16 protein-coding genes are annotated in these 17,042 nt (G+C 33.5%); 2 read left to right on the plus strand and 14 right to left on the minus strand.

Annotated features, from left to right (window positions below):
* Positions 1-130 precede the first annotated feature (130 nt).
* The 5 genes from DW006_RS08650 to DW006_RS08670 all read right to left on the minus strand — a co-directional run bounded on the left by DW006_RS08650 (position 131) and on the right by DW006_RS08670 (position 5,211).
* The gene (locus tag DW006_RS08650; RefSeq protein ID WP_117999923.1) at positions 131-784 is read right to left on the minus strand and encodes a discoidin domain-containing protein; all 654 of its coding nucleotides are present in this window, start codon (positions 782-784) and stop codon (positions 131-133) included.
* Positions 785-881: 97 nt separating this feature from the next.
* Positions 882-2,000 carry a sn-glycerol-3-phosphate ABC transporter ATP-binding protein UgpC gene (ugpC, locus tag DW006_RS08655; protein WP_117999924.1) on the minus strand — a complete coding sequence of 373 codons (1,119 nt, stop codon included), beginning with the start codon at positions 1,998-2,000 and terminating at the stop codon, positions 882-884.
* Between the two features lie 134 nt (positions 2,001-2,134).
* Positions 2,135-2,959: a S1-like domain-containing RNA-binding protein gene (locus DW006_RS08660; RefSeq protein WP_117999925.1), complete on the minus strand. Its 825-nt coding sequence runs from the start codon at positions 2,957-2,959 to the stop codon at positions 2,135-2,137.
* 58 nt (positions 2,960-3,017) lie between these two features.
* Positions 3,018-3,725: an acyl-ACP thioesterase domain-containing protein gene (locus tag DW006_RS08665; protein ID WP_117999926.1), complete on the minus strand. Its 708-nt coding sequence runs from the start codon at positions 3,723-3,725 to the stop codon at positions 3,018-3,020.
* A gap of 16 nt (positions 3,726-3,741) precedes the next feature.
* Entirely contained in the window at positions 3,742-5,211 is a 1,470-nt protein-coding gene (locus DW006_RS08670; RefSeq protein ID WP_117999927.1) for an immunoglobulin-like domain-containing protein, read from the minus strand.
* 194 nt (positions 5,212-5,405) lie between these two features.
* Here DW006_RS08670 and DW006_RS08675 point away from each other — a divergent pair, with 194 nt between their 5' ends.
* Both DW006_RS08675 and DW006_RS08680 read left to right on the plus strand, forming a co-directional pair.
* On the plus strand, positions 5,406-6,209 hold the full coding sequence (locus DW006_RS08675; protein WP_117999928.1) for a hypothetical protein: 804 nt from the start codon (positions 5,406-5,408) through the stop codon (positions 6,207-6,209).
* Between the two features lie 123 nt (positions 6,210-6,332).
* Positions 6,333-7,994, plus strand: coding sequence for an MBL fold metallo-hydrolase (locus DW006_RS08680; RefSeq protein WP_117999929.1), 1,662 nt, complete (start codon positions 6,333-6,335; stop codon positions 7,992-7,994).
* A 127-nt stretch (positions 7,995-8,121) separates the two neighbouring features.
* On the opposite strand, the gene DW006_RS08685 is transcribed toward DW006_RS08680, so the two are convergent.
* The 9 genes from DW006_RS08685 to DW006_RS08725 form a co-directional block, all read right to left on the minus strand.
* Positions 8,122-9,717, minus strand: a complete 1,596-nt coding sequence (locus DW006_RS08685) for a hypothetical protein (protein WP_117999930.1) — start codon at positions 9,715-9,717, stop codon at positions 8,122-8,124.
* Positions 9,717-10,427 (minus strand): ABC transporter ATP-binding protein, encoded by a 711-nt coding sequence (locus DW006_RS08690; RefSeq protein WP_117999931.1) that lies wholly within the window; start codon positions 10,425-10,427, stop codon positions 9,717-9,719. The genes DW006_RS08685 and DW006_RS08690 overlap by 1 nt, the downstream gene beginning before the upstream one ends.
* A 241-nt stretch (positions 10,428-10,668) precedes the next feature.
* A complete protein-coding gene (locus DW006_RS08695; RefSeq protein ID WP_022165243.1) occupies positions 10,669-10,902 on the minus strand; it encodes a cysteine-rich small domain-containing protein in 234 nt (77 codons plus the stop codon).
* A gap of 2 nt (positions 10,903-10,904) precedes the next feature.
* Positions 10,905-11,780, minus strand: coding sequence for a DegV family protein (locus DW006_RS08700; RefSeq protein ID WP_347475121.1), 876 nt, complete (start codon positions 11,778-11,780; stop codon positions 10,905-10,907).
* A 33-nt stretch (positions 11,781-11,813) separates the two neighbouring features.
* A complete protein-coding gene (locus tag DW006_RS08705; RefSeq protein ID WP_117999932.1) occupies positions 11,814-12,701 on the minus strand; it encodes a DegV family protein in 888 nt (295 codons plus the stop codon).
* Positions 12,702-12,810: 109 nt separating this feature from the next.
* Positions 12,811-14,409, minus strand: coding sequence for a fibronectin type III domain-containing protein (locus tag DW006_RS08710; RefSeq protein WP_117999933.1), 1,599 nt, complete (start codon positions 14,407-14,409; stop codon positions 12,811-12,813).
* 375 nt (positions 14,410-14,784) lie between these two features.
* A complete protein-coding gene (locus DW006_RS08715; RefSeq protein WP_117999934.1) occupies positions 14,785-15,141 on the minus strand; it encodes a P-II family nitrogen regulator in 357 nt (118 codons plus the stop codon).
* A gap of 21 nt (positions 15,142-15,162) precedes the next feature.
* Positions 15,163-15,519 (minus strand): P-II family nitrogen regulator, encoded by a 357-nt coding sequence (locus DW006_RS08720; RefSeq protein WP_117999935.1) that lies wholly within the window; start codon positions 15,517-15,519, stop codon positions 15,163-15,165.
* Between the two features lie 56 nt (positions 15,520-15,575).
* Positions 15,576-16,817 carry an ammonium transporter gene (locus DW006_RS08725; protein WP_022164920.1) on the minus strand — a complete coding sequence of 414 codons (1,242 nt, stop codon included), beginning with the start codon at positions 16,815-16,817 and terminating at the stop codon, positions 15,576-15,578.
* Positions 16,818-17,042 lie beyond the last annotated feature (225 nt).

A 17,042-nucleotide genomic window follows, 5' to 3' on the forward strand; every position in this document is an offset into this window, starting at 1 on the left:
TTTGTGTATATAAACAATTATTCAAGTTATATTTTAAACCAGTTTACTGTAAAATACAAGTGAAAAAAAATCCCTTACGAACCATTACAGTTCATAAGGGACTCTGTTAGATTAAAATATGTAATTTTAATTATTTCTTTACTTTAATTTTAACAACCTTTGACCACTTCTTAGCGCCAACTGCTTTTACTCTAACGTATAATTTCTTCTTGTTCTTTAATTTCTTGCTTGAAAGAGTAACTTTTATCTTCTTAACTGTCTTCTTGTAAAGAACTTTCTTAAACTTCTTACTTTTTGATACCTGTACTGTGTACTTCTTAGCACCCATAACTTTCTTGAATGTTAATTTAACTTTCTTTGATCTAAATTTCTTTGTTACTTTCTTAGCAATCTTTGTTCGCTTAAGTGAAGCTTTCTTTGTTACTTTCTTTGTTGTTGCCTTTGGCTTAGCTGTTGTTGGCTTTGGTGTTGTTGTTTCATCTGGTGTTGATGTGTCTGGTGTTGATGTATCTGGTGTTGTTCCATCTGGTTTTGTATCAATACTTTTTCCATAAACAGCAATATCCCTTATAGAATACCCATATTCTGTGTTTCTAGACGTACCATTAATTCTTATATAGCGGGCATTCACCATTTCATCTAGAATCATCGTGTCATTTTTATAATTATACGAAATTCCATCTTGCTCTTCCGCAATTCGCGTGAATGTTTGGCCATCTGACGACACTTCTATATAATACTCGCTTGCACCAGCATCCTCACATATAATATTTACCTGCTTAATATTGCATAAAGTTCCTTATAAAAATACCAGGTTATGAATGTTATTCACAACCTGGTTATAAACTTGAGTTACCCCCATGCTTGACAAAGGGCCCTAATTAGTTTGTAATTACCTTTTCTGTGTCCTTATCGAAGATGTGTAATTTTGATAAGTCCATAGCGAATTTAACTTCATCACCAACTCTTGCTTCTGTACGGGCATTTACTCTTGCAGTACAATCAAATCCTTCAACATCGAAGTATAAGTAAACTTCTGCACCAAGTAATTCGTAAATTCTGATAGTTGTTGTAAATACACTTTCAGGTGATTTTGCAATGAAGCTTTCTTCATCATGAATATCTTCTGGTCTGATACCCATAACAACTGTCTTACCAACATAACCGCCTTCTTCAAGCCTCTTAGCCTGTTCAGCTGGAACTGTAATGTATGTTCTAGCCTGGCCAACATGTAACTTGATATCTGTTCCAACCTTTTCAACTTCAGCATCGATGAAGTTCATCTGTGGAGAACCCATGAATCCTGCTACAAATAAGTTTACTGGCTTGTCATATAAGTTCTTAGGTGAATCAACCTGCTGTACAACACCATCTTTCATAACTACGATTCTTGTACCAAGTGTCATAGCTTCTGTCTGGTCATGTGTTACATAGATGATTGTAGCACCTAATCTCTTATGAATCTTTGCAATTTCAACACGCATCTGAACTCTTAACTTAGCATCCAAGTTTGAAAGAGGTTCGTCCATAAGGAATACCTTAGGATTACGAACGATTGCACGTCCCATAGCAACTCTCTGTCTCTGACCACCTGATAAAGCCTTTGGCTTTCTGTCAAGTAACTGTTCAAGGTCAAGAATCTTAGCTGCATCTTTAACTAATCTTTCCTGTTCAGCCTTTGGTACTTTTCTTAACTTAAGACCAAATGCCATGTTATCATATACTGTCATATGTGGATATAATGCGTAGTTCTGGAATACCATTGCGATATCTCTATCCTTAGGTTCTACGTCATTTACTAACTTATCCCCAATGTATAATTCCCCTGATGAAATTTCTTCAAGACCTGCGATCATTCTAAGTGTTGTAGACTTACCACAACCTGATGGTCCTACGAAGATGATGAATTCCTTGTCCTTAATTTCAAGGTTAAAATCCTTAACTGCTGCAAATCCGTTTGGATAAACTTTGCAGATATTTCTTAATGATAAACTTGCCATATATCTTTTCCTCCTAGAAATAGTTTTCACTACCTTTTGTATGTTGATATTCTAAATCACATCGTAGGAAAATACTATATGGCAAATAAACAAAATAACAAAAAAATCTTTGTATATTTTGCATATGGCTACTGCTATTTCTCTATAAATATGTTATTTTCACCAATAATTACTTGGTGTTCTTTGAGCAATCTGCCAATAGCTCTCTTAAATTCACTTTTGCTCATGTTAAAATCACGCTTAATAACCTCCGGTGATGCCTTGTCTGTGTAGTCAATTTTTCCGCCATTTTCTTTCATAAACTGCAATATTTTTTCAGCATCTTCTTCTATTTGCAAATATGATTTTTTTCTAAGAGCCAAATCCAGCTTGCCATCAGGTCGAACACTTTTAACTCTGGCTTCCACTTCCATTCCTACATGAACTTTCATTGTAAGTTCTTTTGTCTGAATCAGACCGTGGTATTTATTATTAACCGCAACAAAGGCTCCATAGTTTGGATTGTAATTATATACAACGCCTTTTACAATATCTTCTTCCTCGTATGTGGAATTGCAGCTTAGGTAGTTGTACACTTTCATTGTGGCGCATAATCTGTCACTTTTATCTGTATAGATGCCCACTAAAATTTTGTCGCCTGCTTTAATGTTTGTTGTCTGTTCCTTATAAGGCAGAAACAAATCTTTTCCAAGGCCCCAGTCAAGAAACGCCCCAAACTTAGTTATTTCCTTTACTTCAACATAAGCAGTTTCTCCAACTTCTGCTACCGGCTTGTGAATTGTAGCAATCAATCGGTCTTTTGAGTCCCTGCAAATAAAAACTTCTACAGTATCTCCAAGCTCCGTTCCCTGTGGCACCTCGTTTTTTGGTAAAAGAACCTTATCATCCTCAGTTCCTAAATAAATACCAAAATCTGTTTTCTTTACCACTCTTAATTTTAATGTCTTTCCTAATTCCATTAGATTCTCCTCCAAGGGGCAGGAAACAGTTTACAGACATCTGCAAACTGTTTCTTACCTAAATATTTTTTAATTTTATTTGTCCATGTATTTGACCGTCAGCACTTTCAAGATTTATGCCAAGATAATCCTGATTATTGTAAGCCACACACACTATTTCTTCATCTATTAAAGCTTCCTTTTTGTATACAATTTCAATCTGATTATATTTTTTTCCCTTTGGCAGAAACTGTTCAACAATCCGCATATAATCTGCATTGTTTAAATGACCATTTGTGTCTATGAAACTTTTGAAAACCTTTGTTGTTCCAAGAACTTCTCTTTCTCCCTGAAACTTTAATTTTCTTGACACTTTAAGTGAGTCAAAAGCCTCACCTAATTGGTACTTGGAAATGTCACCTTCAGTTATTCTTACGGGCATGCGCTTTTCTGTATCAAGCAGACTCCAAATAGATTCAGCCTTTACAATGTACCCACCATTTGCATCCTTAATCCAGAACTGTCTTGTTGCCATTACCTTGTGAAAATTTAACGGACTTGTGCCAACTTCAACTTCTTCACCAAATCTTAAATCCTTAAAAATCTGTATTTTGTAAGCTAAAAGTACCCACGCCCTGTGGTGTTTTTTTAAGTAGCTAATGCCAATTCCTAAATCCTCTGACTGAAATGTGCTACAATCTTGTAAATTATACAATATTCCATAATAAGGAACTATACCGTCTTTTCCAATTTCACTAAAACTTACTCTTTTTTTATAAGAATACATATTTACCTCTTTACGCCTACTTTGCCTGAGTTGTTGTTTCAGGAGCTGTAGTTGTTGTTTCAGGTGTTGTTGGCTGTTCTGGTGTTGTTGGCTGTTCCGGTGTTGTTGGCTGTTCCGGTGTTGTTGGCTGTTCCGGTGTTGCTGGTTTTGCCTTAACTGTAACTGTAAGCTTCTTTATTACTGCTGTGTAAGTCTGATTTTTGTACTGAGCCTTGTATGTAATTACATATTTACCAGGCTTGTTCATGTCAACTTTTCCTGTGTATGTAACATATTTTTTGATTTTCAAATCTTTGTCATCATAAGTCTTTAAGCTCTTAACATAAGTATAACCAAATTCTGCATTTGTACCCTGAACTAAAGTTACCTTTGAAGCTGTTAATGTAAGCTTAACTTTATGACTTTTTACTGTATATTTAACAGTTTTCTTAGCTTCTTTTTTGTTTCTGCCTTTTACACTATATGTAATTTTATATGTTCCTTTATTTGAGAATTTTACGCTACCTTTCTTTACAGAAACTTTTTTGTTCTTATATTTAACAGAAACTTTAATCTTTGATGTTAAATTTTTTCCCGGTACACTCTTTGCTGTAACACCGGTTAAAACGTTAGCTTTGCTACCCTGAGCAACATCTTTATTATCTGCCGCACCGCTAATTACAGGTGCCTTTGTATCTACAACCTTAAACTTAAATGTTTTTGTAACCTTGTTTCCAAGAGAATCTTTTACAGTATATTTAACTTTGTATGTACCAAGCTTGTTTGTGTTTATTTTTCCTTTTGTCTTAATTTTCTTCTTGGCAATTGCATTTCCTGCACTGTCTTTTGCTGATACTAAATTCTTTAATTTTACTTTTGTACCAAATTCGATTTTAGTCTTATTAGCTTTGACCGTAGGAACTTTTTTCTTGTATGGGTTCTTTGGATCTGGATCAGTTGGATCCCAATCTGTGAATTTTCCGTTTGTAATTGGTGTAAATGATGGACGTTTTATTGGATCATCACTTTTTTTGCCCCAGAAAATTACTACTTTTGTTCCAACTGCACAATGGTCATAAATCCATTTTGAATCTTTGCATAAAAGTCTTACACATCCATGAGATGCCTTTTGTCCCATTACATTGTAGGCTGCAACAGACATTGTTGACTTATCGCCCTTCTTGTAATACCAAACTGAATGGAATAAAATCTGATCACAGATTCTTGTACAATACTGTGCATAACAGTTTCCAATCATTTCATGCCATCTGTATTTTACAGGTACATAGAATGTTCCTGTTGGTGTTTCATTACTTGGAGAACAAATCATTGCCTTGATGGCTTTTCCGTTTTTGTAAACTGTTGTACAGTTTGTTCCTAAATTAACCTTGATTGTGTACGCTGTACTGTCAGCATTAACTCTGTTTGGTTTGCTTACAGTTATGCAGCTTATTACCATAACTACAGCTAAGAATAATGATAAGCTTTTTGTCATTATTTTCTTCATTTCATTTCCTCCTGCTCATTGCATTTTAATTTTTAAAGCTAGTTTTTTACTTAAAATCTTCTTAATTATACTACATTCTTCCTTTTTTACAATGTAATAATGTTGCTTTTCTACCTATATTTAATATATAATTACATACATTAGAGTTTTGGAACGTTTTTTGTAATTAAAATACTACGGCGGAGGTATTATTAATGAAATCAAAGTTTAAATTAGCCTTTATACTATTGGCTATAGGATTTATTTTGTTAGCACTTGATGTGGATGTATCTACAGGCGTCAAGTATCCACATGACTATAGTAATTCCAATAATGTTATTGGAGAATTTCAATACTACAATATTGCATCAAACTATGGTGCCAAATGTACTTATAAGCTTATTGATACTTCTGGTTCTTCTGATTCAGCCTTAGAAAAAACACCTTTGGTTTCCGGCACTACGGATTCTACAGGCACAACCCAGACAAAGGTAATCGACAAAGTATATTTTGGAACTGTACATATTGACATTTTCAATGATGGGCTTGGATTTATCTTAATTTTTATTGCATGTTTTTTATTAAAAAAAGTAAATAAAAAATTCAGTTATGGTTCTTTAAGTACATTTTGTGGCTTAATATTGCACATACTATTAAAAGCACTTCCTTTTGTTTTCAATGGTTTGTTATTATGTAATTTAGCCATGTTTATTGGAATAGCTTATATGTGTTCAATTATTTTAACCACCTTTTTATTTACAGGCGGGTTATTTGCAATGTGTCCTGATGTATGTTGCAGAGACGAAAGAAAATGGGGAAAAATCACATGGTTTGTGTCTATGGTACTTATAGTCCTAAATACTTTTGTATTTTGGATTGGTTCAGACTATAGTGCTTTACAGTCTTTAGGCAAATTTTCTGAAGGACTTTTAGTAATTGATATTCTAATTTTTTGGATAATTTTAAGGAGGGTATATTACTATTTAGAACAATCTTATGAAAAAGCCGTTAATGCATAATTTATGCTAAATTGATTTTTCAATTTTAATGGTCATGAATATTTGATTTATACTTATGGTATTTTTCTGATGAAATGCTTTTATAAGATTTTCTTACTTATTAAATAGTAATAAAAAAGAAAAATGAAAACAGCTTATGTAACTTTAAAAAAACTTTTATTTGTGTTAGCCATATTATTATGTTCAACATGTTTTTACGCTATGCACGTATCGGCTAACGACAACGAAATGACATTTCATTCTATTTATGTTGGCTCAGGTGATGCCCTTGTAGTTGAGAGCAAGGGACATTACATGATTGTTGATTCAGGTCCACCAAGTGCATCTGAGTTAGTTGCCAATTATATTAGCAAATTAAATATACCTGATAATAAAATAGATTATGTAGTTGCCACTCATCCTGACGGAGACCATGTTGGTAACTTCAATAAAATTTTTGAGAAATATGAAGTTGGACAGGTTTTCTATTCGCCTTGCGTTAAAGGTAACAAAACTTATTCAAAATTCATTAATAGCGTAAAGGAAAAGGGCTGTCCTTACAGAAATCCTATTGATGGAGAATCTTGGAAGCTTGGAGATGCGACTGTAACTGTTGTTTATGATGGTTTTCAGGGAACAACTTACAATGAATGCAGTATTGTTCTAAGAGTAACCTGTGGTGGTAAATCCCTTTTGCTTACAGGCGATTTGCCTTCAACAATGGAAAAGCAGTTACTTGCTAAAGGGTATAATTTTAAGGCTGACGTCTTAAAAGTTGGTCACCATGGTGCCGGTTCATCATCCTGTACCGCTTTTATAAAGGCCGTTCAGCCGCAATACGCAATAATTTCTTCTTCAAGAGCTTCAACAGCAAGACTTCCAAGAGCTTCTGTTTTAAAAAGACTTGCTTTGCAGTTCGTTAAGGTTTACAGAACAACCGATAAGGATGTTGTATTTAATTTTATAGACGGAAAAATTTCAACACCTAATAAGGAAAGTATCAAGTACACATGTATAAAGAACGGAACCATTGCTTTATCTTCCAAGGTCTTCAGATCAAAGGGAAAAGCAATTACTCCTAGTGTTTCTTTAGTTGTAAATGGCAAGGTAGTTTCCCCTTCCGAATATAAGATTAAATATTCTTCAAATAAAAATCCCGGTGTTGCCAAGGTTAAACTTACGGGATTAGATAAAAAGTTTGTAGGTACCTGCACAACCACATTTATGATTCTTCCTAAAAAGGAAGCCATAAAAACTAAGACTGTTAAACTTAACAAAATCAAACTTGGCTGGGAAGGTCAAAAAAATGTTACCGGTTATTATTTGAAATACTCAACCAGTAAAAGTTTTAAGAAAAATGTTAAATACAAAATTTTTAATAACGAAAAGAATTTAAGCACTACGATAAAAGGTCTTTCTTTTAATAAGAAATATTATTTCTCTGTTCGTGCTTTTAAAAGCAATATTGGAGACGGCAAGTGGAGTAAAACAATTTCTCTTAAAACAGAAAAATTACCGATTCCTACAAAAGGATTTTTTACTGAGATAATTGAAAAGACAAAGAGCATAAAATTACAGTGGAAAAAACAATCTTCCAAATATGACGCAGGCTATATGATTCAATATTCACCTGACAAAAAATTTAAGGATGATGTTGAAACTGTAACTATTAAGAAAGCTTCAAAAAATTCTTTTAAATTAAAGAAGAAACCAAAAACAAAAAACTACTACATTAGAGTAAAAGGCTACAATAAATACTGTGACGGCAAGTGGAGCAAAGTTAAAAAAGTAAAATTTGCTGATTAATTATTTAAATATTAAAGAACCTGTATACAATTTTTATATACTACTCTCCTTACTGATTTTTGTAATCCGGTAAAGACTTAACATAAAATTGTATACAGGTTCTTTTTTAATAATATTTCTATGCAAACTAAAGATTTCTAAATATTTCTGTCCCATTATCTTTTAACCACTTATATGCAATAAGTAGTAAGCATAGAAGCACTAATACTAGAATGCCTAAATATGTATCCGCACCTATCCAATCTACACATACTTTCAAATACACCACTGCCATTACTGCAATCATTGCCCATGCTAAAAGTATTGCAAGAAATACACCAAAGCTTTGTTTTACGGCTGCCGCCTCAGTAACCCAGTTTAAATTTGGCATTTTCAAATTAATTATCAGGCCCAACGCACCATTAAGCATTACGAAAATAACGGGTACAACTGTAACTAATATTATCTGCAATATTGATAGTTTAAATTCAATGCCCAGTATCACACTACATATAACCATAGGTGTGATTGTTATTATATTATGAAGTTTTAATTTTGCTCTCAAAATCTGCCAAGTGTCCACAGGCAATGTTTTCGCAATCCATATACTTTTTCCTTCTAGAGAAATTGATGGTGCGGTAATATCGTTCATTGACATAACTGCACAAATCATCAAAGTTATACCAAAACTAAGATATACACTTCTAATGCCTGTAAGGCTTATGAGCCTGTTTATTTCATCTATTTTTATTACTACTGCTACTGTTATGACTATTATAAATAAACAGCCTAGTGCGCAATTTAACATATACACTGCGCTTGAAGTAAATCTTTTTAACTCTCTAAACAGTAATGCTTTGGAGACGCTTTTTTGCTTTTCAGTTTTTATTTTATAAACCTTTTTCTTTTCGCCTTTTTTTTCAGTAGCTATGTTGAAAAAACTTTTTGCCAAAACAAAAATTACAACTGCCAGCAAAATTAGAACCATTAGCGAAAATATTGCCATATATTTCACATTACCGGTAGCTCCCTTACCCATTGCATACAACGGATATGCTACCCCTTTTATTTTTTCTCCAACAACCGCCGCCTGAGCAATTATCCCCTGCATTACATCATAAGCTTTATACGATATATAATAGTAAATTCCGAAGAACGCTACGGACACGATTACTGTCACCAGATTTTTGAATTTCAATCTGGAACTAACCTCTGCCACTATCCAGCCTAATATACATGACATTGCCAGTAAAAACAGCGAATTCATTATTGTAATTACAATACAACCGATAATTCTTTCCACAGTTATGTCTGCATTAAAAAAGTATACTATTGCTGTTGGTATCATTACTAACAACTGATAAAACAAACCTACAATATACACTCCGGCAACTCTAATTAGCAATATATATAGTGCCGGGATTGGAAGTGACATTAGCAAATCATTGTCTTTTGCCTGATACAAGCTTGCATAAGTGTTAAATACACTTCCAATTACTCCAAATGTAATCGCCACCATTCCCATTATAACAAAGTACAGCCAATCCAATCCTACCTGTAAAAATGGCTTGCAGAATATATTTGCCATACTAAAAAACACTACAGCTACAATTGCAAACAAAACTGTGTATACAATTATGTATGATGCCATTTTTGTTTTTGACATTTTCTGTTCATTTTTCTTATTTCGAAACATTAGAGATATAACTTCCCTAAGTTGCTTTTTTAATAGGGCTTTTATCATTATTGTTCAGCCTCCATTTCTAGGAATACTGCCTCTAAAGATTCGTCACCCTTCACTTCTTCCATTGTGCCGGATTTAATTAACTGGCCATTTTTTATAATTGCAATTTTATCGCACAATTTTTCAGCCACTTCCAACACATGAGTTGAAAAGAAAATTGCCCCACCTTTGTCACACACATCCCTCATCATTTCTTTTAAAATATGAGAAGATTTTGGATCTAAACCTACAAATGGTTCATCCATTATTATTAGTTTTGGATTGTGAATCCAGGCTGAAATAATTGCCAGTTTTTGTTTCATTCCATGAGAGTAGGCACTAATAGGCTGTGCTAAATCATCAGTTAATTCTAACAAATCACCATATTTCTTAATTCTTTCAGTTCTGTCTTGTGAACTTACATTATAAATATCTGCAATAAAATTCAAATAACTGATACCTGTCATAAATTCATATAAATCCGGATTATCAGGTATGTACGCTATTTTCTTCTTGCATTCAATCGGGTTCTCTTTCACAGACATGCCATCCACAAGAATTTCACCTTCATCAAATTTCAAAATTCCTACTATCGACTTAATAGTTGTTGTTTTACCTGCACCATTATGACCAATAAAGCCATAAATCTCACCAGGCTCAATATGTAAAGAAAGACTATCAACTGCCTTCTTGTCTCCAAACTTCTTTGTTAAATTTTCAATTCTTAACATTTTCTCCTCCCCTTTGTATTATTGTTAATTTGTCACTGTTTATTAGTATACTCTATTTTATGTATAAAATATATATTTTTATACATTACTGAAATTTTGTCATTTTTATTAAAAGAAAAGAATGTCGCAAGCGACATTCTAAGTACTGAGTGCGTGTTGCCACGCAACTATATTCTTTTTGCACCAGGGTGTATTCCTAGTGAAACATTTATTTATGTTTTTCGTATTATATTTCCTGTAATTAATTGCCTGATAATTTTTCAATTACCTTGTCATAATTATCTTTTCTATGTGGAAAAGTACAATTACTGCAATCCTTTATGTTGTTGCTAAGAATTGTAAAGTTTCCGCCACACTTTTCTCCCATTGAGTACAACGGGCAAAAACAAAATAGGCAGTTAAATTCTTCTCCTTCTGCTATTTTGTGGCATGGATAATACTCACACTCTTTGTTTGAAAAAAATTTATAACTCATTATTATTCTTCTCTCAAAATTAAACTTACGCCAATTCCTGCTGCTTCAGGACCTGTATGAACCCCAACAACAAGTGATAACGGATCATAATAAATATCAGGTATGTTAGGAAATCTTTCTTTTACCTGTTCAAGCCAACTGTTAGCGTCTTCTTCTTTTTCAAAGGTTCCTGCTGCACCAATTCGAATCTTAGATGTATCATTATTTTCTAAAAGTTTGTTTACATATTCTTCTGTGTAATCAAGCATTTTTGAAATTGCACGCTTGCTACCTCTAACCTTATCTACTGCGTCAAAATTTTCTCCAACAGTTCTTAAGACAGGTTTAATATTTAAAACTGCTCCAAGAGCTGCCGCTGCCGGTGTAACTCGTCCACCTTTCTTTAAATATTTTAAATCATCAACAGTAAGATATATTATTGAATCAAAGGCATTTGCCTCAAGTGCTTCTTTGATTTCCTTTGCATCTTTTCCATTATCAGCCATCCAGATTGCATCTAAAACAGCCTGACGCATAGTAACAGAAATTCTATGGTTATCCACTACCTGAACTTTGCCATCATATTCCTCTGATAACTGAATTGCCGCATGGCATGAATTGCTCAAGCCACTTGATAGCGGAATATAAACTATCTGCTCATAACCTTCATCTAATAACTTATCCCATCTATCCATTATATCTCCTGGAGAGGGCATAGATGTTGTTATGTTTTTATCTGATTTCAATTCTGCGTAAAATTTTTCCTTAGTCAAACCATCTTCCTGATAAAAAGTTTCCTCTTCGATAACTATTGGTGTGTAAGCTAAATGTACACCAAGTTCCTTTGCCTCATTTATATCAATTCCAGCATTACTATCTGTTAAAATTGCTATCTTCATTATTTTCTCCATTCTTAAAATCTATAAATGCACTTAATCAACTCTTTCGTCGCCCCAGAAGAACAATGCTACTGTTCCCGGACCTGTATGACTGCCAATTGTTGTTCCTATATTGTATATTTCAATTTTCCCTTTTGTATTCGGAAATTTCTCTTCTATTAAGTTTGTAACAGCCTTAGCATCTTCCATACAAGCTGAGTTACTTATATAAACTTTATCATTATATTCTAATCTATTGTCAGCCAATTCTTCCATCTTTTTCACAATAGCCTTGTATACTTTTTTCTTGCCCTTAATCTTTGCTCTTGGAATTAATTTTCCTTCGAAATTCACATTAAGCAATGGACATATACCAAGTATACCGCCTACAATACCGGAAGTTTTTGAAACCCTTCCACCTTTAATGTAGAATGTTAAATCAGTAGAAAAGAACCAATGATTTACTCTTTTTTTGTTTTCTTCAGCCCACTGATATACTTCATCTATTGTTTTTCCCTGATCTCTTAAATCAGCCAACTTGTCCATTAATAAACCGAACCCGGATGATGCTGCCAATGAATCAACAACATAAATTTTTCTGTCAGGAAATTCTTCTTCCAAATTAGCCTTTGCAACTAATGCAGAGTTAATTGTGCCTGAAATTCCTGATGACAATGTTACATGCAATACATCAAGTCCCTGTTCTAAAAATTTCCTAAAATGTGCCTCGTATTCTTCTGCATTTACCTGAGATGTTTTGGTTTCTGCTCCATCAATCATTGCCTGATAAAAATCATCTAAACTCATTGATTTTCCCAAATCATCTAAATATTCTTTTCCATCAAGTTCATAATGAAAAAAAACACATTCAATATCTCTGTCCTTAAAATGCTCTTCTGTTAAATCCGCAGTTGAACAACAACTAATAATATAATCCTTCATATCATACTTTCCTTTCAAACTAGCAAACACTAAGCCGTATTTTAGACATTATAACATTTATAGAATTTTTAAGCAATCCGCCATAAATAATGGATATTAATAATTTGTATTATTTTACAATATAAACTTTACTCCACTTGCCATATTTTTTATTTTTGCCTATTACTTTAATAGCTCTTACTTTTATGTAATACTTTTTACTTTTTGCCAATCCACTAAATGTGTAACTTGTTTTCCTACTTAATTTTGTTTTAGTTTTTTTCTTTTTAAATTTCTTGTTGTCGCTTATTTTAATCTCATATTTGTTTGCATTTCCTACTTTATTAAATAGTAAACAAATTTTAGTTTTATTTTTGTTTTTCTGTTTCTTTTTATATGCTTTTTTGATTTTCACTTTTACCGGTGCTTTTACTGTTACGTTTCCGGTTGTAGGACGAACCTGAGAATCTGTTCTCTCTGAAATGCCAGTTTCCTTTGAAGGCAACTCACCAACCTTTGAAGATGTTTCATTATTTTCTTTCTTTTCTGTAGTTGAGGTTTCATCTCCTACAAAATTAATGGCCACTGACATCCTTACATTATAATAAAAATATTCCATTATAAAAGAATATGTTTCCCCTGCTTTTAAATAATATTCTATGGTAACATTTTTACAGTCTTCTGCATTTTCTTCTGCCATCGCAACGTAATTTTTACAATTTTTTGTGTAGTCTTTGTCTTTATACAAACGCAAGGTTCCTGTATTAAGTCCTGTTGTATATAGCTTATAATAACCTGATTTTTCGGGAGTAAACTCTAATAATGTTGTATACTCGTCTAAATCTTCCAACTTTTCTCCTTGGTTCATTGTATATTTGTACTCTATTACCTTTGTCTGGCAATATATTTTTTCAAAGAACTTTTCATTTTTATACACCAATGCTGAATATTCACGGCAATCGGCATATCCATCACATTTTGTCTTAAATTTCTTATCTGTGCCTAAACATATATTGTCGTCTTTTTCATCCTCATCAACGTCCCCTTTATACCATAAATATGTCATGTTTTTTGGATTCTTTATTTCCTCACCAATAATATTATATAGCACCGGTTCAAACTGTATTTCCTGATCATGTAATCCATAGTTATCAATATCTTTGGTACAGCTATATGTCTCATCCATATCCATTTGTTTAACTATTACATTACATGCAATTGAGTGAAAATTACTCTCCTGTAAATCAAAATAATACATCTCCCCTCCAATTAACTTCTTACTTATGCAACAGTTTAAACGAAATACCTTGCTACTATTCCCGCCACTTTGTATTTGTGTTCCATTTGAGTCATACAAACGAACATAAGTAGCTGAACTACCTACTGTATAGAAAGTGTATATGGCTGTTTCCTTTGGGACAAAAGAATATCTGTACATACAGTTTTCCGGTCCTATAAGCTTCACTTCCATATCTTCTTTAAGCTCACCCTTATTTACAATAGTAATTTCCTGATCTTCATCTTCGTCATCATAAATATTACTATCAAGCCAACTGCTACCTGCTTTTACAGCATACAAATCTCCACTTCCCAAAGACGATACTGTAAGGGTTAATGCTAAAAATAAGGCAGTTATTCCTTTTCTCACATATCCTTTTTTGTAGTTTCTTACTTTGATTAAACCTTTATTGTGGCTTAATTCTAATAGTTTGTCCTTAAGTTTTCTCATTTTATATAATCTCCTTCTTTTTACGGCTTTCGCCTTTCTCATATATTTTGTAACATTTTATTATGTTTTAGTCAATGCACTTTTTGTATAAAAATATTTTTTATTTATATTTACGCCCTAAGCACGTGTTTCTTTAGCAATATTTTTCCTTTCGTGCCAGAATCTATCTCCAGTAGAACGTTTATATGTAATAAGAAATTACATATAAAAAGCAGACAATCTTTCTCACTAAATGTAAGACTTTAAAGTTTGTCGTAATACTTATACGATTTTCATATTACCACGATCAATTACATATATAGTCCATTTTTTAATGAGTTTCATTGTCTGCTTTTCAATAAAGCTACTGTGCTTTTATTTATTTATATACCTAAATTATTCCTGCTGCTGTATTGCATCATAACCTGTCTCACCTGTACGGATTTTCTGTGCGCTTCTTACTTCATAAGTAAAAATCTTTCCATCTCCATAGTCTCCTGTGTAGGCAGCTTTCTGAATGGCTCTTACTGTTAAGTCTGCCCAATCTTCAGATGATACAATTACATCGACTTTAACTTTAGGTCTTACTTTTGTTTCAAGTTTCATGCCTTTAACCCAGTTATCAGCACCTCTCTGTGCGCCGTAACCTTCAACCTTTGTTACTGTAACACCGTTTACCTGAATGTGATCTAATGCTGCAATAACATCCTCTGCTTTTTCTTCTCTGACAATTGCTTCTACCTTAATAATCATTTTACACATCTCCTTACTTTTTTATTCCTGACGCTGAATTGCATCATAGCCTGTCTCACCTGTTCTTATTTTTACAGCTTTTTCTACAGGATAGCAGAAAATCTTACCGTCTCCGTACTCTCCTGTGTAAGCAGCTTTTTTTATGGCATCTATAGTTTTATCTGCCCATTCTTCAGATGAAACAACTATTTCAAATTTAATTTTAGGTTGCATTTGAGGTTCAACTTCCATACCTCTTACAATTTCTTTGTAGCCTCGCTGTAATCCACAGCCCATAACCTGTGAAACAGTAAGACCATTTACTTCTATGTCCATCAAAGCGTTTTTTACATCTTCAAACTTTTCTTCTCTGACAATGGCATCTATTTTCATTATCATGATTTAATCCTCCTAATAATCAACTATTTCCAATATAAATATTTCTACTCCACAATTTACTGGTCCATACCGTTGAAACTTGGATATGCACTTTCTCCATGCTGGGAAATATCAAGCCCTAATTTTTCTTCACGGTCTGTTACTCTAAGAGGTGTAAATATTCTTACAATTCCAACACATATAAGTGTACCCACTACAGCTATTGCTATTGTAATGAGAATTCCTTCAATCTGTGCTGCAAATAATCTCCACTCGCCATATACAAGGCCATCCCATTTTGCTACTGAATTAATAGAACTTTTACCGAAAATTCCTGTTGCGATGCCGCCCCAGATGCCACCAATGCCATGGCATCCAAATGCATCAAGTGCATCGTCAATTTTTAATTTTTTCTTTACTAAAATAACGCCATAATAACATATTGGGCTAACTAATGCTCCAATAATAAATGATGCCCAAATTGGTACAAATCCAGCTCCTGGTGTAATGGCAACCAAACCAAGTACCAAACCTGTTGATGCACCAACCAAAGTTGTTTTCTTATCATTTACCATATCAATAAACATCCACGACAAAAGGGCTGCTGCCGATGATATTGCCGAAGTCATAAATGCATGGGCTGCAAGCCCATCTGCTTTTAAAGCACTACCTGCATTGAATCCAAACCATCCAAACCAAAGAATTGTAGCTCCTAATACAACAAACGGTATGTTGTGGATTCTATATGTCATTCGCTCGTAACCTTTTCTTCTTCCAAGAACAATTGCGAGTACAAGGGCTGTTACACCTGAACTAATATGTACAACGTCACCTCCTGCAAAGTCTACTGAACCTAATTCAGCAAGAAGTCCGCCCTGGCCCCATACCATATGAGCCAATGGATAATAAATCACCAAAGACCATAATGCTATAAAAATAAACAAAGCCTTGAATCTCATTCTGCCTACTACTGCTCCTGTTATAAGAGCTGGTGTAATAATGGCAAACATCATCTGAAATGCACAAAATACAAGATTTGGTATTGAATCTGCATACGGTCCTACATTCCAACCTATACCTTCCAATCCAAACCATCTAAAGTCACCAATAATGCCTCCATGATTTCCGCCAAATGCCAATGAATAACCGAACAAAGCCCACATAACTGTTGCCAGTCCCATAATCATAACAATTGCCATCATGGTGTTGACCACATTTTTTCTCCTAACTAAACCTCCATAAAAGAATGCCAGCCCCGGTGTCATAAAAAACACCAACGCAGAGCAAATGAGTATAAACCCTGTGTCTCCTGAGTTCATAACAAGTACCTCCATTTCCTATACATATTTTTCTAATCTCCAATTAAGACATTTTACTTAAAAAGGGGGAATAAAATGTCCCAAAAAGCAAAACAAGGACGTGCGACAAATAATTGTCGAACGTCCTTGTTCATTGGAAAGTTTATCATTTGAATATAAAAAACACAAGTAAATTTAGTGTTTTGTTAATTTTATTAACTTTTTTCTTTATTTATTAAACATTTA

Source organism: Eubacterium sp. AF36-5BH, assembly GCF_003460505.1.
Classification (GTDB): Bacteria; Bacillota; Clostridia; order Lachnospirales; family Lachnospiraceae; genus Eubacterium_G.

Coding starts and splice junctions, on each gene's coding strand:
- ugpC (WP_117999924.1), bottom strand. CDS start 2,000: ATGGCAAGTTTATCATTAAGAAATATCTGCAAAGTTTATCCAAACGGA.
- DW006_RS08660 (WP_117999925.1), bottom strand. CDS start 2,959: ATGGAATTAGGAAAGACATTAAAATTAAGAGTGGTAAAGAAAACAGAT.
- DW006_RS08665 (WP_117999926.1), bottom strand. CDS start 3,725: ATGTATTCTTATAAAAAAAGAGTAAGTTTTAGTGAAATTGGAAAAGAC.
- DW006_RS08670 (WP_117999927.1), bottom strand. CDS start 5,211: ATGAAGAAAATAATGACAAAAAGCTTATCATTATTCTTAGCTGTAGTT.
- DW006_RS08675 (WP_117999928.1), top strand. CDS start 5,406: ATGAAATCAAAGTTTAAATTAGCCTTTATACTATTGGCTATAGGATTT.
- DW006_RS08680 (WP_117999929.1), top strand. CDS start 6,333: ATGAAAACAGCTTATGTAACTTTAAAAAAACTTTTATTTGTGTTAGCC.
- DW006_RS08685 (WP_117999930.1), bottom strand. CDS start 9,717: ATGATAAAAGCCCTATTAAAAAAGCAACTTAGGGAAGTTATATCTCTA.
- DW006_RS08690 (WP_117999931.1), bottom strand. CDS start 10,427: ATGTTAAGAATTGAAAATTTAACAAAGAAGTTTGGAGACAAGAAGGCA.
- DW006_RS08695 (WP_022165243.1), bottom strand. CDS start 10,902: ATGAGTTATAAATTTTTTTCAAACAAAGAGTGTGAGTATTATCCATGC.
- DW006_RS08700 (WP_347475121.1), bottom strand. CDS start 11,780: ATGAAGATAGCAATTTTAACAGATAGTAATGCTGGAATTGATATAAAT.
- DW006_RS08705 (WP_117999932.1), bottom strand. CDS start 12,701: ATGAAGGATTATATTATTAGTTGTTGTTCAACTGCGGATTTAACAGAA.
- DW006_RS08710 (WP_117999933.1), bottom strand. CDS start 14,409: ATGAGAAAACTTAAGGACAAACTATTAGAATTAAGCCACAATAAAGGT.
- DW006_RS08715 (WP_117999934.1), bottom strand. CDS start 15,141: ATGATTATTAAGGTAGAAGCAATTGTCAGAGAAGAAAAAGCAGAGGAT.
- DW006_RS08720 (WP_117999935.1), bottom strand. CDS start 15,519: ATGATAATGAAAATAGATGCCATTGTCAGAGAAGAAAAGTTTGAAGAT.
- DW006_RS08725 (WP_022164920.1), bottom strand. CDS start 16,817: ATGAACTCAGGAGACACAGGGTTTATACTCATTTGCTCTGCGTTGGTG.